Annotated in this window: 20 protein-coding genes and 1 other RNA gene; 9 read left to right on the top strand and 12 right to left on the bottom strand. The window is 64.4% G+C overall.

Translation table 11 applies throughout. From position 1 onward, the window contains the following. Positions 1 to 37: 37 nt before the first annotated feature. Both O6P39_RS09965 and ftrA read right to left on the bottom strand, forming a co-directional pair. Positions 38 to 1,186 (bottom strand): acyl-CoA dehydrogenase family protein, encoded by a 1,149-nt coding sequence (locus O6P39_RS09965; RefSeq protein WP_275611173.1) that lies wholly within the window; start codon positions 1,184 to 1,186, stop codon positions 38 to 40. A gap of 76 nt (positions 1,187 to 1,262) precedes the next feature. Then, the gene (gene ftrA, locus O6P39_RS09960; protein WP_275611172.1) at positions 1,263 to 2,231 is read right to left on the bottom strand and encodes a transcriptional regulator FtrA; all 969 of its coding nucleotides are present in this window, start codon (positions 2,229 to 2,231) and stop codon (positions 1,263 to 1,265) included. A 94-nt stretch (positions 2,232 to 2,325) separates the two neighbouring features. Here ftrA and O6P39_RS09955 point away from each other — a divergent pair, with 94 nt between their 5' ends. Continuing rightward, a complete protein-coding gene (locus tag O6P39_RS09955; RefSeq protein WP_275611171.1) occupies positions 2,326 to 2,769 on the top strand; it encodes a rhodanese-like domain-containing protein in 444 nt (147 codons plus the stop codon). Beyond that, entirely contained in the window at positions 2,763 to 3,236 is a 474-nt protein-coding gene (locus O6P39_RS09950; protein WP_275611170.1) for a GNAT family N-acetyltransferase, read from the top strand. Before O6P39_RS09955 ends, O6P39_RS09950 begins: the two co-directional genes overlap by 7 nt. On the opposite strand, the gene recR is transcribed toward O6P39_RS09950, so the two are convergent. From recR to dnaX, 3 genes are all read right to left on the bottom strand, one after another. Then, a complete protein-coding gene (recR, locus tag O6P39_RS09945) occupies positions 3,233 to 3,832 on the bottom strand; it encodes a recombination mediator RecR (protein WP_275611169.1) in 600 nt (199 codons plus the stop codon). The two genes, O6P39_RS09950 and recR, sit on opposite strands and share 4 nt — an antisense overlap. 128 nt (positions 3,833 to 3,960) lie before the next feature. Then, on the bottom strand, positions 3,961 to 4,287 hold the full coding sequence (locus O6P39_RS09940) for a YbaB/EbfC family nucleoid-associated protein (RefSeq protein WP_009619439.1): 327 nt from the start codon (positions 4,285 to 4,287) through the stop codon (positions 3,961 to 3,963). Between the two features lie 39 nt (positions 4,288 to 4,326). Beyond that, positions 4,327 to 6,438 (bottom strand): DNA polymerase III subunit gamma/tau, encoded by a 2,112-nt coding sequence (gene dnaX / locus O6P39_RS09935; RefSeq protein ID WP_275611168.1) that lies wholly within the window; start codon positions 6,436 to 6,438, stop codon positions 4,327 to 4,329. 153 nt (positions 6,439 to 6,591) lie between these two features. Between dnaX and O6P39_RS09930 the strand changes: the two genes are divergently transcribed. Beyond that, positions 6,592 to 7,314, top strand: a complete 723-nt coding sequence (locus O6P39_RS09930) for a transporter substrate-binding domain-containing protein (RefSeq protein WP_275611167.1) — start codon at positions 6,592 to 6,594, stop codon at positions 7,312 to 7,314. 80 nt (positions 7,315 to 7,394) lie between these two features. Here O6P39_RS09930 and ffs read toward each other — a convergent pair. Continuing rightward, an RNA gene (gene ffs, locus O6P39_RS09925) (signal recognition particle sRNA small type) lies at positions 7,395 to 7,491 on the bottom strand. Between the two features lie 231 nt (positions 7,492 to 7,722). Between ffs and O6P39_RS09920 the strand changes: the two genes are divergently transcribed. Further along, positions 7,723 to 8,091, top strand: a complete 369-nt coding sequence (locus tag O6P39_RS09920; RefSeq protein ID WP_275611166.1) for a hypothetical protein — start codon at positions 7,723 to 7,725, stop codon at positions 8,089 to 8,091. A 6-nt stretch (positions 8,092 to 8,097) separates the two neighbouring features. Here O6P39_RS09920 and O6P39_RS09915 read toward each other — a convergent pair whose 3' ends face one another. The 6 genes from O6P39_RS09915 to O6P39_RS09890 all read right to left on the bottom strand — a co-directional run bounded on the left by O6P39_RS09915 (position 8,098) and on the right by O6P39_RS09890 (position 16,737). Beyond that, entirely contained in the window at positions 8,098 to 8,475 is a 378-nt protein-coding gene (locus O6P39_RS09915) for a hypothetical protein (RefSeq protein ID WP_275611165.1), read from the bottom strand. A 70-nt stretch (positions 8,476 to 8,545) separates the two neighbouring features. After that, positions 8,546 to 8,824 carry an HU family DNA-binding protein gene (locus O6P39_RS09910; RefSeq protein WP_254475838.1) on the bottom strand — a complete coding sequence of 93 codons (279 nt, stop codon included), beginning with the start codon at positions 8,822 to 8,824 and terminating at the stop codon, positions 8,546 to 8,548. Positions 8,825 to 8,877: 53 nt separating this feature from the next. Then, positions 8,878 to 11,280: an NAD-dependent DNA ligase LigA gene (gene ligA, locus O6P39_RS09905; RefSeq protein ID WP_275611164.1), complete on the bottom strand. Its 2,403-nt coding sequence runs from the start codon at positions 11,278 to 11,280 to the stop codon at positions 8,878 to 8,880. Positions 11,281 to 11,380: 100 nt separating this feature from the next. Continuing rightward, positions 11,381 to 12,274 (bottom strand): cell division protein ZipA, encoded by an 894-nt coding sequence (gene zipA / locus O6P39_RS09900; protein ID WP_275611163.1) that lies wholly within the window; start codon positions 12,272 to 12,274, stop codon positions 11,381 to 11,383. Between the two features lie 296 nt (positions 12,275 to 12,570). Then, complete coding sequence (smc, locus tag O6P39_RS09895; protein WP_275611162.1) at positions 12,571 to 16,059, bottom strand: chromosome segregation protein SMC; 3,489 nt, start codon at positions 16,057 to 16,059, stop codon at positions 12,571 to 12,573. Between the two features lie 18 nt (positions 16,060 to 16,077). Further along, entirely contained in the window at positions 16,078 to 16,737 is a 660-nt protein-coding gene (locus O6P39_RS09890; RefSeq protein ID WP_275611161.1) for a GntR family transcriptional regulator, read from the bottom strand. Positions 16,738 to 16,919: 182 nt separating this feature from the next. On the opposite strand from O6P39_RS09890, the gene O6P39_RS09885 reads away from it, so the two are divergent. The 5 genes from O6P39_RS09885 (at position 16,920) to guaD (ending at position 24,727) form a co-directional block, all read left to right on the top strand. Continuing rightward, on the top strand, positions 16,920 to 18,053 hold the full coding sequence (locus tag O6P39_RS09885) for an alkane 1-monooxygenase (RefSeq protein WP_275611160.1): 1,134 nt from the start codon (positions 16,920 to 16,922) through the stop codon (positions 18,051 to 18,053). Between the two features lie 329 nt (positions 18,054 to 18,382). Beyond that, positions 18,383 to 19,846 (top strand): xanthine dehydrogenase small subunit, encoded by a 1,464-nt coding sequence (xdhA, locus tag O6P39_RS09880; RefSeq protein ID WP_275611159.1) that lies wholly within the window; start codon positions 18,383 to 18,385, stop codon positions 19,844 to 19,846. Next, positions 19,839 to 22,229, top strand: coding sequence for a xanthine dehydrogenase molybdopterin binding subunit (gene xdhB, locus O6P39_RS09875; protein WP_275611158.1), 2,391 nt, complete (start codon positions 19,839 to 19,841; stop codon positions 22,227 to 22,229). The genes xdhA and xdhB overlap by 8 nt, the downstream gene beginning before the upstream one ends. Positions 22,230 to 22,421: 192 nt before the next feature. Then, entirely contained in the window at positions 22,422 to 23,273 is an 852-nt protein-coding gene (gene xdhC, locus O6P39_RS09870) for a xanthine dehydrogenase accessory protein XdhC (RefSeq protein ID WP_275611157.1), read from the top strand. 149 nt (positions 23,274 to 23,422) lie between these two features. Continuing rightward, on the top strand, positions 23,423 to 24,727 hold the full coding sequence (guaD, locus tag O6P39_RS09865; RefSeq protein WP_275611156.1) for a guanine deaminase: 1,305 nt from the start codon (positions 23,423 to 23,425) through the stop codon (positions 24,725 to 24,727). Positions 24,728 to 24,745 lie beyond the last annotated feature (18 nt).

Raw genomic sequence — 24,745 nt, 5'->3', positions numbered from 1 at the left:
GAGCTTGCTCGCTCCTACGAAAAGCGGTCTGTGCTAGTTACAACCCCATCTGCTTGGCGATGATCTCGTTCATGATCTCCCGCGTGCCGCCGCCGATGGAGAGGATGCGGTTGTCGCGGTACAGCCGCTCCACCAGGCTCTCGCGCATGTAGCCCATGCCGCCCAGGGCCTGCACCGCGTCGTAGGTCACCCGGTCGGCGACATCGGTGGCGAAGTTCTTGGCCATGGAGATTTCCTTGATCACACTCTTGCCGGCGGCCATCTTCGCCGCCTGCCGGTAGGTGAACTCGCGGGAGACCTCCACCTGCGTGGCCATCTCCGCCAAGCGATGCTTGAGCACCTGGAACTTGCCGATCGGCTTGCCGAACGCCTCGCGCTCGCGGCACCAGGCCAACGCCTCTTCCAGCGCCAGCTGCGCGGTCATGTTGGCCATGATCGCCAGGGCCAGGCGCTCGCTCTGGAAGTTCGCCATGATGCAGGCAAAGCCCATGTTCTCGGCACCGATCAGGTTCTGCACCGGCACCTTGCAGTCGTCGAAGAACAGTTCGGCGGTGTCGGAAGCCCACCAGCCCATCTTCTTCAGCTTGCGGCTGACGGTGAAACCCGGCGTGCCCTTCTCCACCAGCAGCAGGCTGACGCCACCGAAACCGTCGCCGCCGGTGCGCACCGCCACGGTGTAATAGTCGGCGCGCACGCCGCTGGTGATGAAGGTCTTGCTGCCGCTCACCCGGTAATGATCGCCGTCGCGCACGGCACGGGTCTTCAGGCTGGCCACATCGGAGCCGCCGGACGGCTCGGTGACCGCCAGCGCCATGATCTTCTCGCCGGCCAGCACCTGCGGCGCAATGCGCTCACGCAGCTCCGGGCTGCCCCACTTGATCAGCGGCGGCAGACCGATATCCAGCGAGCCCAGGCCCGCCACCAATCCTCCGGAGCCACAACGCATCAACTCCTCGCTGGCCGCCACCTTGGCGAACAGGTCGCCCTCGTGACTGCCGCCCAGGGCTTCGGGGTAGCCGATGCCGAGGATGCCGGCCTCGCCGGCCTTGCGGTACAGCTCACGGGGAAACTCTTCGGCTTCCTCCCAGTCGGCGACATGGGGCAGGATTTCCCGTTCGACGAAGCGCCGCACGCTGTCACGGACCAGGCGGTGACTGTCATCGAAGTAATCGGTGAACACGGACATGGCAAGGCTCCAGGCGATCTGCCTGAAAACTTACCGAGCGCTTGCTTGGTTTACAAGGCGAGACACCCGCCATCGACTAGGGCAGATGCGCCGTCCCGAAGCGCTCGCGATACGCCGAGGGCGCCAACCCCGCCGCGCCACGGAAGGCATTGCGGAAGCTTTCCACGGTGCCAAAACCGCATTGCTCGGCGATTCGTTCGATACTGTCGGAACTGCTCTCCAGCAGCTCGCGGGCGCGGGCCATGCGCTCGTGCTGCAGCCAAGCCTTGGGCGTCATGCCGGTGGCTTCGCTGAAACGCCGCAGGAAGGTGCGTTCGCTCATCGCCACGCGGCTCGCCAGTTCACCTACGGAAATCGAGCGGTCCAATCGCTGCCGGGCCCAGTCCAGCAGCCCAGCGAGATCGTGACGCGGCGCCTTGGCCACGGGCGCGGGAATGAACTGGGCCTGCCCGCCTCCGCGCTGCGGCGACATCACCAGCCGGCGCGCGACGGTGTTGGCGACCTGCGCGCCGAAGTCCCGCGCCACCAGATGCAGGCAGGCGTCGATACCGGCCGCGCTGCCGGCGGAAGTGATCACCCGCCCGGCATCCACGTAGAGCACCTGGGCATCGACCTCGATGGCGGGAAATCGCGAGGCCAACTCCCCGGCATAGCGCCAGTGCGTGGTCGCTCGCAGGCCATCGAGCAGTCCAGTGGCGGCCAGGACAAAGACACCGGAGCAGATCGACAGCAACCGTGCGCCTTCGGCATGCGCCCTTTGCAGCGCCGCGACCAGCTCGGCCGGAGGCGCCTCGGCACGATTGCGCCAGCCGGGAACGATGATGGTGCCGGCCGTCACCATCGCTTCCAGGCCAGCGTCGGCCAGCACCCGCACGCCGCCCAGCGCGCGCATCGGCCCCTCGTCCACGGCAACGATGCGTTGGCGGTACCAGGGAAAATCGAACTCCGGACGAGGCAGTCCGAACATCTCCACGGCGATGCCGAATTCGAAGGTGCACAGGCCGTCGTAGGCGAGAACGGCGACGTCCAGGGGATCACGCTGCATTTGGCGGAAAACTTCCGATCACTGTCCAGAGCGCCACTGTAACGGGCTTTTGCCCCGCCTTACAGTGGCTCCTGTCTTCCACAGGAGCCTCGCCATGCCCAGCCTTGTCAGCCAGATCCCCGCCGCCCTGCCCGCCGATGCCCTCGCCCACTTCAGCCGTCGACTGGCCTTCGAGACCGATTGCTCGGACGTGAACGCCGCGTGGCAGGACGGCGACGTCGACTTCGTCCTGCTCGACGTGCGCAACGCCGCCGCCTACGCCCGCGGCCACGTGCCCGGCGCGCTGAACCTGCCAACGCGGGAGATCGACACGCGGCGCATGGCGCAATTTCCGTCTGGCACCCTGTTCGTGGTCTATTGCGCCGGTCCGCACTGCAACGGCGTGCACCGCGCGGCCGCGAAGCTCGCCGCACTGGGTCTGCCGGTGAAGGAGATGATCGGCGGCGTGACCGGCTGGCTGGATGAGGGCCTGCCCCTGGTCGGCGTAGCCGGTGAGCCGCTGCGTCAGGACGGCGAAGGCATCGCCTGCGCATGCTGAAGATCCGTGCGGCAAGACCGGAGGATGTTCCGACCCTGCTCGAACTGATGCGCGAGCTGGCGGCGTTCGAGGGCTATATCGACGAGTTCGCGGTGGACGCCGACGCATTGCGCATCCGGGCTTTCGGGCCGGCAGCGCAATGCCAGGTGTTTGTCGCCGAATCGGACACGCTCCAGGGCTATGCCGTCGCGCTGAGCATTCCTTTCACCTACGACCTGCGCCCGACTGTGCGGCTGAAGGAGCTGTATGTCGTGGAGAATGGACGCAATCGCGGCATCGGCGAGCGGCTCATGCAATGTGTGGCGAGCTGGGCACGGGACCAGGGCGCTGGACGGCTGCTCTGGGACGTCCTGGCCGGCAACGATGCGGCCGGGCGCTTCTACGGCCGCCTGGGCGGCCGGCGCGAAAGGAAATGGATAGCCTACGAAATGGACGCACCGGCGCTGGACTGCCTGGCGCGAACTTAATTACTGATGGGGCGGCGGCCCGCCAGAGCGTGGGCCAGGGTGCCGCCGTCCACCAGTTCCAATTCGCCCCCCAGCGGCACACCGTGGGCGATGCGCGACAGGACCAGGCCGCTGCCACCGAGCAGTTGGGCGATGTAATGGGCGGTCGCCTCGCCTTCCACCGTCGGGTTGGTGGCGAGGATGACTTCGCTGAAGCTGCCGGCCTTGATCCGCGCTTCCAGCTCGGGAATGCCGATGGCTTCCGGGCCGAGGCCGTCCAGCGGCGAAAGATGGCCCTTGAGCACGAAATAGCGCCCGCGATAGCCGGTCTGCTCGACGGCGAACACGTCCAGCGGGCCTTCCACCACGCACAACAGGCTGTCGTCGCGGCGCGGATCGGAACACTGCGGGCAGAATTCATCTTCGGACAACGTGCGGCACTGCTTGCAGTGGCCGACGCCTTCCATCGCCTGGGTCAGCGCCTGGGCCAGGCGCAGGCCGCCGCTGCGGTCACGCTCCAGCAGCTGCAGCGCCATGCGCTGGGCACTCTTCTGCCCCACTCCGGGCAGGGTGCGCAGGGCGTCGATCAGTTGGCGGATCAGCGGGCTGAAGCTCATGGGGCGGTCTCGGGTTTTAGGAGGGTCAGAACGACTGTAGGAGCGAGCTTGCTCGCGAACCCTGCCCAACCGCGAGGGCCGGTAGAGCGTTCGCGAGCAAGCTCGCTCCTACAGGGGAAAAGCCTGGATCAGAAAGGCATCTTGAAGCCGGGCGGGAGCTGCATGCCAGCGGTCATGCCCGCCATCTTTTCCTGGTTGTTCTGCTCGATCTTGCGTACGGCGTCGTTCACCGCGGCGGCGATCAGGTCTTCGAGGATTTCCTTGTCTTCCTGCATCAGGCTGTCATCCAGGGAGACGCGCTTGACGTCGTGGCGACCGGTCATCACCACGCTCACCAAGCCGGCGCCGGATTGACCGGTCACTTCGGCGTTGGCCAGCTCTTCCTGCATCTTCTGCATCTTTTCCTGCATCTGCTGGGCCTGCTTCATCAGGCCGGCCATGCCACCTTTCATCATGTCGAGTTCCTCGATTCGTTCAGTTGTCGGCGCCGGCACTCAAGCCTTCGCCTCCAGGGGTTCGATGGTACCGTCGCGGACGACCGCGGCGAACTGTTGTTTCATCTGCAGCACGTAGGGGTCGGCGGCAATGGACGCCTCGGCCTGGCGCTGACGCTCGGCGCGCTTGCGCGCGGCGGCCTGGGCCGGGGTTTCCTGTTCGGGCTTCTGCAGGGTCACCTGCAGGGTCAGGGTGCGGCCGTGGAACTGGTTCAGCGCATCGTTGAGGCGACGCTGCTGGTTGGGGTTGAACAGCGCGCTCTGCCCCGGGTCCAGGTGCAGGTGCCAATTGTCGCCGTCTACCGCCACCAGGGTGCAGTTGGCGCCGATGCTGGCGGTCATGCCTGCCAGGCCCAGGCGCGGGAACAGGTCCAGCCATTCGGCGGCAAGACCGGTCGCCGGCATGGCGGCAGGCTCGGGTTCCGGCTCGGAGGCTTCCTGCTGCGCTTCGCTCTCCAGATAGCCATAGGACTCCATGTCGACTTCGTAGTAGTCCTCGGCGGGCGGCGGCTCTTCGTCGCGATCGTCGTCCTCGGCCGGGGCTTCGGCTACGACCGGAGCAGGCGCTTCTACCGGTGCCGGGGCAGACACAGCTACCGCAGGTGCAGGTGCAGGTGCAGGTGCAGGTGCAGGTGCAGGTGCAGCAGGCTCGACTGGCGCGGGAGCGGCGGCAACTGGCGCAGCGGGTTCGTCCCACGGCAGGTCGACCGGCGCTTCGGCAACGGGCGGTTCCGGTTCCACGGCAGGAGCAAGAGGCTCGGCCACGGCAGCCACTTCCGGCTGCGGTTCAACCGGGACGGGAGCCGATTCGATCACCGGCGCAGACGCAGCAACGGGCGCAGCTTCCACGACTGGAGCCGGAGCCGGAGCCGGAGTCGTTTGAGGCTGGGGCGCGGCAACGGGCGGCGGCGCAATGGATGCAACCGGCGCCGCAACGGCGGCGCCGGCCACTGGGTTCGGGTTGGAATCAGCCGTGGCCTTGCTGATCCCCAGGTCCTTTAGTGGCGACCTCGGTGCGCCCTCGGCATCGGCCGGGCGGAAGGCCAGCATGCGCAACAGCACCATCTCGAAGCCGCCACGGGGATCGGGCGCCAACGGCAGGTCGCGGCGGCCGATCAAGCCCATCTGGTAGTAGAACTGCACGTCCTCGGCAGGCAGCGCCTGGGCCAGCGCCAATACGCGGTCACGGTCGCCCTGACCGTTGTCCACCGCCTCGGGCAGCGCCTGGGCGATGGCCACGCGGTGCAGCACGTTGAGCATTTCAGCCAGCACACCACCCCAGTCCGGGCCTTGCTCGGCCAGATGGCGCACTGCTTCGAGCAGCGCGCGGGCGTCGCCCTCCAGCAAGGCATGGAGCACGCCGTAGACCTGGCCGTGGTCCAGGGTTCCGAGCATGGCGCGCACATCGGCGGCCAGCACCTTGCCTTCACCAAAGGCAATCGCCTGGTCGGTGAGGCTCATGGCATCGCGCATGGAGCCGTCGGCCGCGCGACCGAGCAGCCACAGGGCATCTTCCTCGAAGGGCACGTTCTCGGCGCCCAGTACGTGGGTCAGGTGCTCCACCACCCGCTCCGGCGGCATGTTCTTCAGGGAGAACTGCAGGCAGCGCGAGAGAATGGTGACCGGCAGCTTCTGCGGGTCGGTGGTGGCGAGCAGGAACTTCACGTGGGGCGGCGGCTCCTCCAGAGTCTTCAACAGGGCGTTGAAGCTGTGGCTGGAGAGCATGTGCACTTCGTCGATCAGGTAGACCTTGTAGCGCCCGCGGGTCGGCGAGTACTGCACGTTGTCGAGCAGTTCGCGGGTGTCCTCGACCTTGGTGCGGCTGGCGGCGTCGACTTCGATCAGGTCGACGAAGCGGCCTTCATCGATCTCGCGGCAGACCGAGCACTGGCCACACGGAGTGGAGCTGACGCCGGTCTCGCAATTCAGGCACTTGGCCAGGATGCGGGCGATGGTGGTCTTGCCCACGCCGCGGGTACCGGTGAACAGGTAGGCGTGGTGCAGGCGCTGATTGTCCAGTGCGTTGATCAGGGCCTTGAGCACATGGGTCTGGCCGACCATTTCGCGGAACGAACGCGGACGCCATTTGCGGGCAAGAACCTGATAACTCATTGATATCCATCGCGACAGGTGAGCAGAAGTGGGCTAATCCTAGCGAAGCGGACCGTAAATTGCACCCGATGTCCGCTCTGGCCGTTAGTACATCTTGGCAACCCCTGATCCGTACAGGCATTGTGTCGCCACCACGCCGCCATCGGAGTCTAGATGCGCCTGCTCGCCATCGTCCTGCTGTTCAGCTCTGCCGTCGCCCTTGCCGAGGATCGCCCACTGCGCTTCTCGGTAGTCGACAGTTGGGCGATGCCCCTGGCACGAATCGAAGACGGCAAGCTGACCGGCGGTATTCTCCTCGAACTGTTCACCGAGGTCGCCCGCCAGGTACATCGGCCGCCGGTCTTCCATATCCTGCCCCGCGCCCGCGTAGAGCAGGCGTTGCTCAGCCATACGGTGGACGTACGCTGCTACGTCGCCCCGGCCTGGACCGAGCACGATTTCCACGATTACCGCTGGAGCGTACCGCTGATGGTCCAGCGCGACCTGCTGGTCAGCCGCGCCGGACTCAAGGGCGACTTGCAGAGCCTTTCCGGCCAGGCCATCGGCACCGTGCTCGGCTACCACTACCCGCGCCTGCAGCCGGTACTGGATAGCGGCCGGGCAACCCGCGACGAAGCGCGCAATCAGGAACTGGTACTCAAGAAGCTGCAAATTGGTCGCTACCAGTACGCGATCAGCAGCGAAATCGCCCTGGACTGGTTCAACCGCTCGCTCCCCCAGGACCAGCGTCTGACGCCCGCCAGCATCATCGAGGAAACCCCTCTGTCGTGCCTGGTACTGGACAGCCCGGAAGAGCCCGCCGACGATGTGCTTTCGGCGCTGGCGGCATTGAAGGCTTCTGGAGAGATCGAGCGGATCCTCAGCCACTATCGCTGAGGTGATACGGCGCGGAGCGAGGGCCTGGGCTCGACGTCCGGAACGGCGGAGCGATTTTCCTGGCCCTGAAATGGAGGCGGCCCCGCCAGCCACACCCCGGCACACGATGTTCCCGCTGTGGCTGCTTCCTTCCGGACCTGACCAGGTTAACAGGTAATCGTTGCGGGGGGACCGACAGGGCCACCATCGCGAATCTCGCCAGATCGACGAGCCGCGCCATTGTAGCGGCTTGTTCGCAAGTTACAAGCACTTCAAGCACTTAGGTGCGTCCGTCAGGCAATTCCTGATGCGATTCACGAATCGACGCAATAAGTCGAAGAATTGCCCTACAAAAATCTTCACCAGCGCCGAAGCTTTGGGAACGGCGCGCCCATCCGTGGCGGCCATTACCGAGCGAGGAATGCCGACATGCCTGTTGCCCTGCGATCCACCACCCTCCTGGCCACGTTGTTCAGCAGCCAACTCATGGCCGCCGATGCCGTGATCCATTTCACCGGCGCCATTGTCGAAGACAGCTGCCAGGTCCAACTGCGGGACGCCACCGCCGGCAGCGCCCAGGTGCAGGTACGCCAATGCAACCAGGCGATGTTCCTGCAATTGAACGAGCCACGCGACGCGCTACCCAGCAAGCACTACCGGCTGACGGACACCAAAGGACAGCCACTGGGGCCAGGCTTCACGGCCACTGGCGGAACCGACAGCGTCATTCGCAGCATGTCGGCAGGCGGCGCCACCGGCGCCGAGCGCAACCTGGTGCTGGTGGCGGAGTACCTGTAACGGGCGTTACTGCGCCTGAATCAGCCCTTCGGGCCGAGGCTGGGTGGAGACTTCCAGGTTCGGCCCGATGAACAGGTCCATCTTGCTGTAGCCCGGACGGGTGCTGAAGGTGGAGTAGCGCTCCGCGCCCTGGTGGAACTGGAAGGCCACGCGGTATTCACCCGAACGCAGCAGGCGCAGCGGGAAGGTGCGCGCCTCGCCCGGCTTGATCTCGCCCGCGAGGGTTTCCTCGCCATTTTCCTTGTAGCTGTAGCTCACCGCCGCCCCACCCTGAGCGTCATAGTGCAGGACGATCTGCGGGCGCTCGGTCCAGGCCACGTAGGCCCCGAACAGCAACACCAGCGCCGCCACGCCGATCAGGCGCTGCTTTCTTGCCTTGTCCATCTCGCTCTCCGCTAACGGACGACCCGCCCCGCCCTATATCACAACGCAGGGGCCGGAGCGGGCCTGCCGATCAGTTCAGGCTGTCGACCAGAGCCTTGGCCGGGACCAGGCGAACCGACTTCTTCGCGGCGATCTGGATGGCCTTGCCGGTCTGCGGGTTGCGGCCGGTACGGGCGGCGCGCTCGCTGACCTTGAGCTTGCCGATCCCCGGCAGGGTCAGTTCGCCATCGTTCTCCAGGGAATCCTGGGCGATCTGCGCCAGTTGCTCGAACACACCGCGCACGGCGGCCTGGGTCAGGTCGAGGGATTCGGCGATGTCGCGAACCAGTTGGTCCTTGGTCATGGGCATGGAATAGCTCCTTGATGCATTGATCGTGATTCTTTGATCGGAAGAAAGGCGTGTCAGGCGCCGATGCCGTGGTCGGCCAGCAGCTTGACCAGCTGCTCTTCGTCCATCACGGCGACATTAAGTTCATGGGCTTTGGCCAGTTTTGACCCAGCAGATTCTCCCGCCACCACGCAATGTGTCTTTGTCGAAACTGAATTGGAAACTTTGGCCCCCAAGCTTTCGAGCCTTGCCTTAGCTATATCGCGACTCATTCTCTCCAGCGTACCGGTGAGAACCCAGGTCTGGCCGGCTAGCGGCAGCCCTTCCACACTCTTACGCGCGCTGTTCCAGTGCATACCGAACTCCAATAGCTGCGCCTCAATCTCACGGGCCAGCTTTCGATTTGCCTCGACCTTGAAGAACTCACGCACAGCATCAGCTTGCTTGCTACTAAGCACCTGCCGCAAATCAATGCCGTCAGCTGCGATGATTTTGTCTAAACTATCCAGCTTGGCCACAAGCTTTCGGGCGCTAGTCGGGCCAATTGAGGTGATATTGAGCTTTACGAGCATCCCATCCAGAGTTGCGCAGGCGGCAAGTTCTGCAGACACATCTCCTTCATCCTGGAGCAGCACCCCATGCTGGGGATCTCGAAGCTCGGCGATCACCTTGCAGTTGTGCTCGTCCTCGAAGAAGTTGTGGATCTCGTAAGCCACTTCAGCCCCCACATCCGGCAAGTAGGTCAATACTTCCGGCAGTGCCTCCTGAATGCGATCCAACTTGCCTAGGGAGCGCGCCAGCAGCTTAGCGGTCTCCTCTCCCACATCCGGGATACCCAAGGCAAAGACAAAGCGCGCTAGGCTCGGCTTGCGGCTATTGGCGATGGAGCCCAGCAGATTGCGGGTGGAAACCTCGGCAAAGCCTTCCAGCTCAATAATCTGGTCGTAGATCAGGGTGTAGAGGTCGGCCGGGGATTTCACCAAGCCCTTGTCCACCAACTGCTCCACGATCTTGTCGCCAAGACCGTCGATGTCCATGGCACGACGCGAGACGAAGTGGATAATTGCCTGCTTCAGTTGTGCTTGGCAGAACAACCGCCCGACACAACGGTAGATGGCACCTTCGCTGACAGACTCCTTGCCCTTGCTGCGCTTAACCAACTGCGTTCGCTCGACCTGCGAGCCGCATACCGGGCACTGGGTGGGAATATCCACCGGACGCGCATCATCCGGACGGCGTTCGGCCACTACCTGCATGACTTGCGGGATTACGTCGCCGGCACGACGAATGATTACAGTGTCACCGATCATCAACCCCAGACGCGCCACTTCATCCATGTTGTGCAGCGTGGCGTTGGACACAGTCACACCGGCCACCTGAACTGGCTTTAAACGCGCCACCGGAGTCACAGCCCCGGTACGGCCGACCTGGAACTCCACGTCAAGCAGCTCAGTGAGCTCCTCACGCGCTGGGAACTTATGGGCAATGGCCCAACGCGGCTCACGGGCACGGAAGCCCAGCTCAAGCTGGAAGTCGATGCGATTGACCTTGAACACGACTCCGTCGATTTCATAAGGCAACTCATCACGCTTTATTGCAATGTCTTGGTAGTATGCGAGACACGCCTGCACGCCAACTGCCTTCTTAAGCTCACGATTTAGAGGGAATCCCCAAGACCTCAAAAGAGCCAGCCGATCCAGCTGCGTTCCAGGCAAATCCCCCTCAGCAAAGCCCACTCCGTACGTGAAGAAGGAAAGTCGGCGCATTTCAGTAACCGACGGATCTAACTGGCGAATGCTCCCAGCAGCGGCATTGCGTGGATTTGCAAAAGTTTTCCCCCCTTCAGCAATCGCCTCTGCATTCAGCCGCTCAAACTCTACCTTAGGCATGTAGACCTCACCACGCACCTCAAGAGATGCAGGCCATCCATCACCTCGCAGGCGTAGAGGGATGCTGCGCACCGTGCGCACGTTAGCAGTGATGTCCTCGCCCACCGAGCCATCTCCGCGAGTAGCACCTCGCACCAAAAAACCATTCTCGTAGAGGAGACTGACCGCTAGACCATCAAGCTTTAGTTCACAGCTGTACTCCACCTCAGGCCCATTACCGAACAGGTCTCCGGGAGGTAGCTCCTCTGCAAGCCCCTCACGCACACGACGATCAAACTCAAGCATGGCTTGCTCATCAAATGCGTTATCCAAGCTGAGCATTGGAATCAGGTGTCGAACTGGCGCGAACGCAACATTGGGGCGTGGCAAAACCGCAGATAATGCCTTACTACCAACGCGCTGGGTCGGCGACTCGGGGGTGATCAGCTCGGGATGCTCGGTTTCCAGCGCCTTCAGCTCGCGGAACAGGCGGTCGTACTCGGCATCCGGCACGCTGGGCTCGTCGAGCACGTAGTAGCGATAGTTGTGGTCGTCGAGCTCGCTGCGCAGCTGGGCAATGCGTTCGGCAGCGGTCTGGGAGTCGGTCATGCGGGAATCTCGGGCGGCTGTTTCTTCTTGAGAGGGTGGCGGCTAGAAACGCAAAGCCCCAAGGGTGGCTTGGGGCTTGTGTGGTCGGCGTGCGGAAAGCTTAGCGCTTCTGGGTCAGCGCGCGCCGCTCGAAGTCGATGATGCGCTGGCGGTAGTGCTCGATGGTCTGAGCGGTCATCACGCTGCGCTGCTCGTCCTTCAGCTCGCCATTGAGCTCCTGGGCCAGCTTGCGGGCGGCGGCGATCATCACGTCGAACGCCTGCTTGGGATGGCGCGGCCCCGGCAGGCCGAGGAAGAAGCTCACGGCGCGGGTGCTGAACTGGTCGATGTTGTCCAGATCGAAGGTGCCCGGCTTGACCGCGTTGGCCATGGAGAACAGCACTTCGCCGTTGCCGGCCATGCTCTCGTGGCGGTGGAAGATGTCCATCTCGCCGTAGCGCAGGCCGCTTTCCAGGATGTTCTGCAGCAGAGCCGGGCCCTTGAAACCGTTTTCGTCGCGGCTGATGACGTTGATGATCAGCACTTCCTCGACCGGTGCCAGAGGCGCGGAGGAAGCAGCAGCGGCCGGGGCTGCGGCGCGCTCCTTGTCCTTCTTGCGTTCCTTCCTGGGCTTTTCCTTTTCCTGCGGGGCTTCGTCCAGCGGGTTGGGGAAATCTTCCTCGTCCAGCGGGCCGAGCAGGTTCGGCGCCGGGTCGTCCAGGTTCAGGTCGCCCTGGCGCGGCTCACCGCGACGCTTGCCTCGGGAGTCCTTGGCGCTGACCTTGGGCAGGTCTTCCTCGTCAAGCGCCGGCTCGCGATGCTCGACCACGCGGGACGGCCCGAGCAGTTCGGGGTTGCTGTCATCCCCATCGTCAGGCTGGTTGGCGAAGTGGCGATCCAGTTTGAAGCGCAACTTGCCCTTGCCACCCCGCATACGACGCCAGCCGTCGAACAGAATGCCGGCGATCACGATAAGCCCAATGACGATCAGCCATTCGCGCAGACCGATATCCATCTAATCCCGTAGCCCCTGAACAAAAAATGATGATGAAAAAAAGGACATCCTATCCCTTGAAAACGTGGAGCCAACTTCATGTTCTGAATGATGTTTTCCACGCGATACAAAAGTGGGCGTTAAGCTAACACGCTCGCACGCAACTTTACACTGCTTGTGGCGACACTCCGCCTGGTCTTTGCAACTTTTCATAGCCTATCGCGAGTTCGTCCCTGGCGCGATGGCTACCTCAATATAATCAATGCCTTACAAGCGTAGCCCAGTATTCCGAACTTGCCTGGCAAGTTGTATCCGGATCAGGCTTCGGCCAGCGCCACGGCCTCCTCGACATCCACTGCCACCAGTCGCGAACATCCCGGTTCGTGCATCGTCACACCCATCAATTGATCGGCCATCTCCATCGCGATCTTGTTGTGGGTGATATAGATGAACTGCACTTTCTCCGACATCTCCTTCACCAGCCGCGCATAACGGCCGACGTTGGCATCGTCCAGCGGCGCATCGACTTCATCGAGCATACAGAACGGTGCCGGGTTCAGCTGGAAGATCGCAAACACCAGCGCCAGGGCGGTCAGAGCCTTCTCGCCGCCGGACAGCAGATGGATGGTGCTGTTCTTCTTGCCCGGCGGGCGCGCCATGATCGCCACCCCGGTATCGAGTAGATCCTCGCCGGTAAGTTCCAGATAAGCATGACCACCGCCGAAAACCTTGGGGAACAATGCCTGAAGGCCAGCATTGATCTGGTCGAAGGTTTCCTTGAAGCGGTTGCGGGTTTCCTTGTCGATCTTGCGGATCACGTTTTCCAGGGTGTCCAGCGCTTCCACCAGGTCGTCGTTCTGGTCATCCAGGTAGCGCTTGCGCTCGGATTGCTGCTGGTATTCCTCGATCGCCGCGAGGTTGATCGGGCCCAGGCGACCGATGCGCGCGGCCAGCTCTTCCAGGCGGGTTTCCCAGACCTTTTCGGCGGCGTCGTGCGGCAAGGTGCCGAGCACGCCATGCAGGTCGTAGCCGTCTTCGTGGAGCTGCTCCTGCAGCGACTTGCGCCGCACGCTCAGGGCCTGCCATTCCATGCGCTGCTGCTCAAGCTGGCCACGCAGCAGTTGCGACTGCTGCTCGGCCTGGGTGCGGCGCTTCTCCGCATCACGCAGTTGGCGGTCGGCGTCTTCCAGCGCGAGGCGCGCGTGCTTGAGCTCGTCCTCGACGGCCATGCGCCGGTCGAGCAGTTCTTCCAGGCGCATGCGCAGCTCTTCCAGCGGTGCGGCGCCCTCCTCCAGATTGAGGTTGAGCTGCTCGCAGCGCTCGACCAGGCGCACCGCCTGGCTGTCCAGGCGTTCCAGCGCCTGGCGAGTAGATTCGTGCTGGGCGCGCAGGGAACCGACGCGCACCGCTAATTGGTGGGCATGATCCTTGTGCTGGCGGGACTCCTGGCGGATGCGGTCGAGCTTCTCGCGCATGCCGTCGCGCTCGGCCAGCAGGGCTTCGCGGCGCTCAGTGTCGACCGCCATGGCGTCCAGCGCTTCCTGCAGGCTCAGGCGGGCCTCACCCAACTGCTCCTGCTCGATGGCGTGCTGCTCGGCCAGCTCGGCCAGTTCCTCGTCCAGACGGCGACGGCGCAGGGTCAGCTGTTCGACCTTGGCCTGCTGCGCGGACAGCTGCGCCTTCAGCTCGCCCTGGCGGCGGCCTTCGTCCTGCAGACGGCGGCGCACCTGGTCGCGGCCTTCCTCGGACTGACGCTGCTCATCACGCAGGCGCACCAGTTGTTCTTCAACTTCCGCCAGGCGCTGCTCCAGCGTCTCGCGTTCGGCGTACAGGCGCTCCAGCTCCTGGCCGCGCGCCAGCACGCCGCCATCGGCGGACTCGCCACGGCGCACGCGCAGGAAGTTGCGACCGACCCAGTAGCCATCACGGCTGATCAGGCTTTCGCCATCACCCAGCGAAGCGCGCTGCGCCAGCGCCTGGTCGAGGCTCTCCACCGGGCACACGCGGCCCAGCCAGTAGCTCAGGTCAACATTGGTCTCGACCTTTTCCAGCAGGCTGCCGGGACGGGAAACGGCGCCGGCGGCCAGATCAAGCAGGCGCAGCTCGCCCTTTTCCAGCGCGTCGAACGGCAAGCCTTTCACGTCATCCAGCAGCACGCCGTGCAGGTCGGCGCCGAGCACGGTTTCCACCGCCAGCTCCCAGCCCGGCTGCACGCGCAGGCCTTCGGCGAGACGCGGACGCTGCTCCAGACCCTGCTGACGCAGCCATTGCGCGGTGCCATCGCCCGGATCGAGCGCGGCCTGCTGCAACGCCTCCAGCGAGGAGATGCGGCCGTTCAGGCGCTGCAATTCGCCCTGCGCCTGGTGCTGCGCGGCGGTGCTTTCCTGCAGGGACTGACGTACGCTCTCCAGGCGCTCGGCCAGCTCCTGCTCTTCGATCTGCAACTCTTCCAGCAGCAGCTCGATGGCGGCGACCTGCTCACCCAGTTCGAGAATCGCGGCATCTTCCGGATCGGCGGCCAATTGCGCGCGCTCGTCGTTCAGACGGCGCTGGCGCTCACCCTGGCGCTCCAGGCTCAGTTCCAGGTGCTGGATGCGCGACTGCTGCACTTCCGCTTCGCGGCGCGGCTCGGCGCTCTGCTGGTTGAAGGCATCCCAGCGCTGCTGCCAATCGTGCATGCGCTGTTCGGCTTCTTCCAGGCCAACGGTCGCCTCTTCGGCGGCGGCGGCGCTGATTTCCTGTTCCGGGGCCAGACGCTCCAGTTCCTCGACCAGCGTGGACAGCAGCGTGCGGTCGTGGCCCAGGTGGGATTCGGTTTCCTGGCGGGACTTTTCAGCCTCGCGCAGGTCGTCCTGCAACTGGCGCAGGCGCTGCTGGCCGTGCTGGATGCTCTGCTCGACACGGGCGATGTCGCCGCCCACGGAGTAGAAGCGGCCCTGGACCTGATTGAAGCTTTCCGACAGCTCGTGATGGCCGTCGCGCAGGCGCTCGATGCTGGCGTCGGCGCTGCGCTGCTCGGCCACCAGGGCCTCGAAGGCCACCTCCTGATCGCCGATCACCCGCTCCTTCTGCCCGACCTGTTCGTTCAGGTCGCGCCAACGCAGGGCGCCGAGCTGAGCCTTGAGCGTACGCTCCTCGGCCTTGAACTCCTGGTACTTCTCCGCCGACTGGGCCTGGCGGTGCAAGCGTTCCAGCTGGCGCTCCAGCTCTTCGCGCAGGTCGGTCAGGCGCGCCAGGTTTTCCTGGGTGCGGCGGATGCGGTTCTCGGTCTCGCGGCGGCGCTCCTTGTACTTGGAGATGCCGGCGGCTTCCTCGATGAAGTTGCGCAGGTCCTCCGGCTTGGCCTCGATCAGCTTGGAGATCATGCCCTGTTCGATGATCGAGTAGCTGCGCGGGCCCAGGCCGGTGCCGAGGAAGATATCCGTGATATCGCGGCGCCGGCACTTGGTGCCGTTGAGGAAGTAGGTGTTCTGGCCGTCGCGGGTGACGCGGCGGCGAATGGAAATCTCGGTGTAGCTGGCGTACTCGCCCAGCAGGGTCTGGTCGGAGTTGTCGAACACCAGTTCGATGGACGCCTGGGTCACCGGCTTGCGGGTGTTGGAGCCATTGAAGATGACGTCGGTCATCGACTCGCCACGGAGGTTCTTCGCCGAACTTTCACCCATTACCCAGCGAACGGCGTCGATGATGTTGGACTTGCCGCAACCGTTGGGGCCGACCACCGCCGCCATGTTGCTCGGGAAACTGACCGTCGTCGGGTCGACGAAGGACTTGAAGCCCGCCAGCTTGATGCACTTGAGCCGCATGCGCCCTCCCCCGGATGCTTATCGTTCGGCCAGCGCGGCCAGGACCAGTTGGCTGTTGCGCCGACTGTAATCGAGCAGCACCTCGCGGATCGCCGCCTCGTCACGTCCGACCACGGCGCGGAGCAATTGCTCGAAGCTGCCGATGAACTGGCTCATTTCGCCTTTGCGGCGCTCCAGGGCCAGATGATAGGTGCGACTGATGGCCGGCAGGAGGTTTTCCACGGTTTCCTGCAGGTAGGGGTTGGCGGCGAACGGGAAGGCGGCGCGCATGATGTCGAAGCTGGATTCGACGAAGGCGTTGATATCGCCGCGTTCGAGGTTGTCGAGCAGGCGCTGCTGGATCGCCATGAACGGCTGCAGGTCGCCCTCTTCGCGCCAGCGCCGGGCCACGCTGCTGGCAAGCATGATGTACAGCTCGGTGACCAATGAATACAGGCTTTCCACGTGGCTGGCAGAGAGTTCGGAGACCTGCGCCCCCCGGCGCGGCAGGATCACCACCAGATGGCGGCGCTCAAGGATCAGCAGCGCCTCGCGCACCGAGCCACGGCTGACGTTGAGGGTCTGGGTGACCTTCTGTTCCTGGATGCGCTCACGCTCCTTGAGTTCGCCCCGGATGATGCGTTCGGCAAGGTGGTGCGCGATCTGCTCAGCCAGGCTGTCCGGGGCCTTGAACGTCATGGTTGTCCTTAATGGTCGGGGCGCTTTCGAGGGGGTAATGCGGTCGCGAAGTGTAACACAGGGTGTTACCGCGCCATCCCCTCCGGCGGGTGGACGACAGAACGAAGGTTGGTGCGTCCGACGGGAAGAACGGGCGCACGATTGTCGGACAATCCTACATAAAGACTGTTCGGGAGTCGCCCATGCTCGCCTTCCTTTCCCCCGCCTGGATGCTGCGCCTGAAAAAGGCCGGTTACTGGATCTGGCTGGTGCCGGTCTTCGGCATCCCCGTCAGCTATTGGTGGTCGTATGGCAGCGACCACCCCAACGCTTGGGCCTGGCTGGTGATCACCGTGGTGTTCGGGGTGATCCCGCTGCTGGACTTCGTGGTCGGCCGCGATCCGGCCAACCCGGACGAGATCGACGACGTGCCGCCCATGGAGCGCGAGGGCTACTACCGTTTCCTCAGCCTGGCGACGGTGCCGCTGCTGCTGGGCATGCTGATCTACGGCGGCTGGGTGCTGGCCACCTATGACGCCTGGAACTGGGTCGGCCAGTTGGGCTGGGTTCTCTCGGTGGGCACCGTGATGGGCGCCATCGGCATCACCGTGTCCCATGAGCTGATCCACAAGGACCCGGAGCTTGAGCAGAACGCCGGCGGCCTGCTGCTGGCAGCGGTGTGCTACGCGGGCTTCAAGGTCGAGCATGTGCGCGGGCATCACGTGCATGTCTCCACGCCGGAAGACGCCTCGTCATCGCGCTACGGCCAGAGCCTGTATGCCTTCCTGCCCCACGCCTACAAGCACAACTTCCTCAACGCCTGGAAGCTGGAGAGCGAGCGTCTGAAGCGCAAGGGGCTGCCGGCGCTGCACTGGCGCAACGAGCTGATCGGGTGGTACGTGATCAGCGCGCTGTTCCTGGCCGGCTTCAGCGTCGCCTTCGGCTGGATCGGCGCGATCTATTTCATCGGCCAGTCGGTGATGGCCTTCACCCTGCTGGAGATCGTCAACTACGTCGAGCATTACGGTCTGCACCGCCGCCGACTGGATAGCGGGCGCTACGAGCGAACCACCCACGAGCACTCCTGGAACAGCAATTTCCTGCTGACCAACCTGTTCCTCTTCCATCTGCAGCGGCATTCCGACCACCACGCCAACGCCAAACGGCGCTACCAAGTGCTGCGACACTTCGACGAAAGCCCGCAGTTGCCCAATGGCTATGCCGGGATGATCGTCCTCGCCCTGTTCCCGCCGCTCTGGCGCGCCGTGATGAATCCGCGGGTGCGGGCTTATTACGCTGGCGAGGAATACCAGCTGAGCGCTTCCCAGCAAGCCTGACCCCGCGTTCCACGCCTTGGCGGCAAGCCCTACCCCGGCTTGCCGCCTTTTTTCTTTCTGCCGCCCCTGTAGGAGCGAGCTTGCTCGCGAAGCTCTTCGCCCCTCAGAAGAGCCAACAACACACCCTACTGGCACGGTGCAGGCCGCTGATTTCAGCGGTTCGCGAGCAAGTTCGCTCCTACAAAAAGCAGCCTCGCTCGCACCGCTTATCAGCTGCGGAAAAATTTTCTGACCATTTGGACAGAATTTTTATTGACTCAAAAGTCAGCTTTTCATAGATTCATGCTCCAGTGCCCTACCAAAAACAAGAACCAGCCTGGAGGCAAGCCTTGATCAGGTTCCTGCTCAACCGCGAGCTGCGCGTCGAAGACCGCCTCGACCCCAATCTCACCGTGCTCAACTACCTGCGCCAGACCCTGGGCAAGACCGGCACCAAGGAGGGCTGCGCCTCCGGTGACTGCGGCGCCTGCACCGTGGTGGTCGGCGAGCTGGTCGGCGAGGAAGGCGCCGAGCGCATCCGCTACCGCACCCTCAACTCCTGTCTCACCTTCGTTTCCTCGTTGCACGGCAAGCAGCTGATCAGCGTCGATGACCTCAAGCACCGTGGCGAACTGCACGGCGTGCAGCAGGCCATGGTCGACTGCCACGGCTCGCAGTGCGGCTTCTGCACCCCCGGCTTCGTCATGTCGCTGTTTGCCCTGCAGAAGAACAGCGCAGGCGTTACTGCCGAGGAGCGCAAGGCCGAGGCCCACGAAGCGCTGGCCGGCAACCTGTGCCGCTGCACCGGTTACCGCCCTATCCTCGATGCTGCCGAGCAATCCTGCTGCCAGAAGCAGCCGGACCAGTTCGACGTCGCCGAGGCCGACATCATCGCCCAGCTCAAAGCCATCGCCCCGAACGAAACCGCCGAGCTCAACAGCGGTGACAAGCGCTGCCTGCTGCCGCTGACCATCGCCGACCTGGCCGACATCTACACCGCCAACCCGCAGGCGCGCCTGCTCGCCGGTGGCACCGACCTGGCCCTGGAAGTCACCCAGTTCCATCGCGAACTGCCGGTGATGATCTACGTCGGCCATGTCGAAGAAATGAAGCGTGTCGAAGTCTTCGACGACCGCATCGAGATCGGCGCCGCGACTCCGCTGACCGACTGCTACGAAGCGCTGTCCCGCGACTACCCGGACTTCGGCGAGCTGCTGCATCGTTTCGCCTCGCTGCAGATCCGCAACCAGGGTACCCTGGGCGGCAACATCGGCAACGCCTCCCCCATCGGCGACTCGCCGCCGCTGCTGATCGCCCTGGGTGCACGCCTGGTGCTGCGCAAGGGCAGCGAGCGCCGCGAGCTGCCGATCGATGAATACTTCATCGACTACAAGGTCACCGCGCGCCAGGAAGGCGAGTTCATCGAGCAGGTGATCATTCCGCGTCCGCAGGCCAACCAGATGTTCCGCGCCTACAAGGTGTCCAAGCGCCTGGACGACGACATCTCCGCCGTCTGCGCCGCGTTCCAGCTCACCGTGGAAGACTGCAAGATCACCGCCGTGCGCACCGGTTTCGGCGGCATGGCCGCCATCCCGAAACGCGCCAAGGCCTGCGAAGCCGCGCTGTTGGGCCAGACCTTCAACAGCGCCACCTTCGAACGTGCGGCGCTTGCGCTGAGCGAAGACTTCACCCCGCTCACCGACTTCCGTGCGAGCAAGGAATACCGCCTGCTCACCGCACAGAACCTGCTGCGCAAGTGCTTCCTGGAACTGGAAGCTCCCCAGGCCGTTACTCGGGTGACCTCTTATGCATAAGCCACACAAGACCCAGGAAGAACTCGCCGATCTGTTCCGCGCCGACCTGACCACCGGCGTTGGCCGCAGCGTCAAGCACGAGAGCGCGCCCAAGCACGTCAGCGGCGAGGCAATCTACATCGACGACCGCCTGGAATTCCCCAACCAGCTGCACGTCTATGCCCGCATGAGCGACCGCGCCCACGCGCGCATCACCCGGCTGGACGTCAGCCCCTGCTACCAGTTCCCCGGTGTGGCCATCGCCATCACCAAGGACGACGTGCCCGGCCAGCTGGACATCGGCCCGGTGGTCGCGGGTGACCCGCTGCTGGCGGACGGCAAGGTCGAGTACGTCGGCCAGATGGTCATCGCCGTCGCCGCTGACAGCCTGGAAACCGCGCGCAAGGCGGCCATGGCCGCGATCATCGAGTATGAAGACCTGGAGCCGGTGCTCGACGTAGTCGAGGCACTGCGCAAGAAGCACTTCGTGCTCGAAAGCCACCAGCACAAGATCGGCGACTCCGAGGCCAAGCTCGCCACCGCGCCGAACCGCATCCAGGGTACCCTGCACATCGGCGGCCAGGAGCACTTCTACCTGGAGACCCAGATTTCCTCGGTGATGCCCACCGAAGATGGCGGCGTGATCGTCTACACCTCGACCCAGAACCCCACCGAAGTGCAGAAGCTCGTCGCCGAAGTGCTGGGCATCTCCTTCAACAAGGTGGTCATCGACATGCGCCGCATGGGCGGAGGCTTCGGCGGCAAGGAAACCCAGGCTGCCGCTCCGGCCTGCCTGTGCGCCGTGATCGCGCGCCTCACCGGCCGCCCGGCGAAGATGCGCCTGCCGCGCACGGAAGACATGCAGATGACCGGCAAGCGCCACCCGTTCTACGTCGAGTACGACGTGGGCTTCGAGGATGACGGCCTGCTGCACGGCATCAACATCGAGCTGGCCGGCAACTGCGGTTACTCGCCGGACCTCTCCGGCTCCATCGTCGACCGCGCGATGTTCCACTCCGACAACGCCTACTTCCTCGGCAACGCCACGGTGAACGGTCACCGCTGCAAGACCAACACCGCGTCGAACACCGCCTACCGCGGCTTCGGCGGTCCGCAGGGCATGGTCGCCATCGAGGAGATCATGGACGCCGTCGCGCGCCACCTCGGCAAGGACCCGCTGGAGGTGCGCAAGCGCAACTACTACGGCAAGGATGAGCGCAACGTCACCCATTACTACCAGCAGGTGGAACACAACCTGCTGCAGGAGATGACCGAGGAGCTGGAAGCCAGCGCCGAGTACGCCAAGCGCCGCGCCGAAATCCGCGAGTTCAACGCCAATAGTCCGGTGCTGAAGAAAGGCCTGTCGCTGACCCCGGTGAAATTCGGCATCAGCTTCACCGCCACCTTCCTCAACCAGGCCGGCGCGCTGATCCACATCTACACCGACGGCAGCATCCACCTGAACCACGGCGGCACCGAGATGGGCCAGGGCCTGAACACCAAGGTCGCCCAGGTGGTGGCCGAGGTCTTCCAGGTAGACATCGACCGTGTGCAGATCACCGCGACCAACACCGACAAGGTGCCCAACACCTCGCCGACCGCCGCCTCTTCCGGCGCCGACCTGAACGGCAAGGCCGCGCAGAACGCCGCCGAGACCATCAAGCAGCGCCTGGTGGAGTTCGCCGCCAAGCACTGGAAGGTGACCGAGGAAGACATCGAGTTCCGCAACAACCAGGTGCGCGTGCGCGACCTCATCCTGCCGTTCGAGGAGCTGATCCAGCAGGCCTACTTCGGCCAGGTGTCGCTCTCCTCCACCGGCTTCTACCGCACGCCGAAGATCTACTACGACCGCAGCCAGGCCCGCGGCCGGCCGTTCTACTACTTCGCCTACGGCGTGTCCTGCTCGGAAGTGATAGTCGACACCCTCACCGGCGAGTACAAGATGCTGCGCAGCGACATCCTGCATGACGTCGGCGCCTCGCTGAACCCGGCCATCGACATCGGCCAGGTGGAAGGCGGCTTCGTCCAGGGCATGGGCTGGCTGACCATGGAAGAACTGGTGTGGAACGCCAAGGGCAAGCTGATGACCAACGGCCCGGCGAGCTACAAGATCCCGGCCATTGCGGACATGCCCATCGACCTGCGGGTGAAGCTGGTGGAAAACCGCAAGAACCCGGAGCAGACGGTGTTCCATTCCAAGGCCGTCGGCGAGCCGCCGTTCATGCTGGGCATCTCGGTGTTCTGCGCGATCAAGGACGCCGTGGCCAGCCTGGCCGACTACCGCGCCCAGCCGCAGATCGACGCCCCGGCCACCCCGGAGCGCGTGCTCTGGGGCGTGGAGCAGATGCGTAAGCTGAAGCTGGCCCAGGCGGAGAAGGCACAGGCTCAGGTCGAGCCGGCGTGATGTAACCATGGGGGGCCGCTGGCACGGGAAGACGTCCCCAATCCCGTCCTCCCCCGGGTCAGCGGCGCCCCACCCTTACCAAGAACCGTAGGGCGCATAAAGCGGAGCGCTTTATCCGCCGCCGCCATTTCGGCGGATAACGCCCGAGGCGTTATTCGCCCTACGACCAGCCCAGCTTTGAGGTTCGTAACGATGAACTGGATCAGTGCCCTCGCCGACCTGCAACAGCGCGCCGAAGCCAGCGTGCTGGTGACCATCATCGAAGAGCGCGGCTCCACCCCGCGCAATGCCGGCTCCAAGATGGTCATCAGTGCCGACAAGGCCTACGACACCATCGGCGGCGGCCACCTCGAATTCAAGGCCATGGCCATCGCCCGCGAGATGCTGCAGAACCGCGAGCGCGAGCCGAAGCTCGAGCGCTTCAGCCTCGGCGCCAGCCTCGGCCAGTGCTGCGGCGGCGCCACCGTGCTGCTGTTCGAACCCATGGGCCAGCCCCAGGCGCACATCGCCGTGTTCGGTGCCGGCCACGTCGGCCGTGCCCTGGTGCCGCTGCTCGCCAGCCTGCCGTGCAAGGTGCGCTGGATCGACTCGCGGGAAGCCGAGTTCCCCGATCACATCCCCGAAGGCGTGACCCGCGTGATCAACGAGGACGTGATCGACGAGATCGACGAAATGCCCGCCGGCAGCTACTTCATCGTCATGACCCACAATCACGCGCTGGACCTGGAGCTGACCGCGAAGATCCTCGAACGCAATGATTTCACCTACTTCGGCCTGATCGGCTCGGACACCAAGCGCGCCAAGTTCGAACACCGCCTGCGCGACCGCGGTTTCGCCGCCGACACCGTGCAGCGCATGCGCTGCCCCATGGGCATCAGCGAGGTGAAGGGCAAGCTGCCGGTGGAGATCGCCGTGTCCATCGCCGGCGAAGTCATCGCCACCTACAACGCCACCTTCGGTCAGGAGACCGGCAAGGGCGAGAACACCGTGGCCAAACTGTTACCCACGAGCCGCCGCGCACGCACCGCCGAAAGCGGCGCCTGATTTCCAGAATTCCAGACTTCATGATGGGTATCGCTCCGCTCCACCCATCCTACGAATAGCCGGGTCAGTTTACGTAGGATGGGTGGAGCGCCAGCGATACCCATCGAATAGCGTCCGAAGACGCGCTAATTCCGATTTGCGAGAGATTGATGAGCACTCAAGCCAAAGCCTACCGCGCCAGTATCCTGCACAGCGTCGCCGACCCCGCCGAAGTCGGCGTGGAGAAGTCCTACCAGTACTTCGAAGACGGCATCCTGCTGGTGGAAGACGGCAAGGTCGCCCGCCTCGGCCACGCCGCCGAGCTGCTGCCGCAACTGGGCGGTGTGGAAGTGGTCGAGTACCGCGACGCGCTGATCACCCCCGGCTTCATCGACACCCACATCCACTACCCGCAGACCGGCATGATCGCCTCCTACGGCGAGCAGCTACTGGACTGGCTGAATACCTACACCTTCCCCACCGAGAAGCAGTTCGCCGACCCGGCCCACGCCGCCGACGTCGCCGGCATCTTCCTCAAGGAACTGCTGCGCGCCGGCACCACCACCGCACTGGTGTTCGGCACCGTGCACCCGCAGTCGGTGGACGCGCTGTTCGGCGCCGCCGAAAAGCTCGACCTGCGCCTGATCGCCGGCAAGGTGATGATGGACCGCAACGCGCCGGACTACCTGACCGACACCGCCGAAAGCAGCTACGCCGACAGCAAGGCGCTGATCGAGCGCTGGCACGGCAAGGGCCGCCTGCTCTACGCGGTGACCCCGCGCTTCGCCCCGACCAGCACGCCGGAACAGCTCGACGCCGCTGGCCGCCTGCTCAAGGAGCACCCGGGCGTGTACATGCACACGCACCTGTCGGAAAACCTCAAGGAAATCGAGTGGGTCAAGGAACTGTTCCCGGAGCGCAAGGGCTACCTGGACGTCTACGACCACCACGGCCTGCTCGGCCCGCGCTCGGTCTTCGCCCATGGCGTACACCTGTGCGACGGCGAGTGCCAGCGCCTGTCGGAAACCGGTTCGGCCGTGGCCTTCTGCCCGACTTCGAACCTGTTCCTGGGCAGCGGCCTGTTCGACCTGGCCAAGCTTGAGAAGCACAAGGTGAAAGTTGGCCTGGGCACCGATGTCGGCGCCGGCACCAGCTTCTCCCAGCTGCAATCGCTGAACGAAGCCTACAAGGTGATGCAGCTGCAGGGCATCAAGCTCGACCCGTTCAAGTCGCTGTACCTGGCCACCCTCGGCGGCGCGCGCGCGCTGGAACTGGAAGACAAGGTTGGCAGCTTCGCCCAGGGCAACGAGGCCGACTTCGTGGTCCTCGACTACAAGGCCACCCCGCTGCTGGATTACCGCCTGCAGCAGGCCAAGACTCTGGAGGAGAAACTCTTCGCACTGGTCATCCTCGGCGACGACCGTACCGTGAAGGAAACCTTCGCGCACGGCCGCAACGTGCATCGTCGCGGTTGACCCCTTACGGCTCCGACG

The organism is Pseudomonas sp. PSE14, assembly GCF_029203285.1.
GTDB lineage: Bacteria > Pseudomonadota > Gammaproteobacteria > Pseudomonadales > Pseudomonadaceae > Pseudomonas.
The sequence above is the reverse complement of the archived record's forward strand: the minus strand, read 5'-3'. Positions and strand labels throughout refer to the sequence as shown.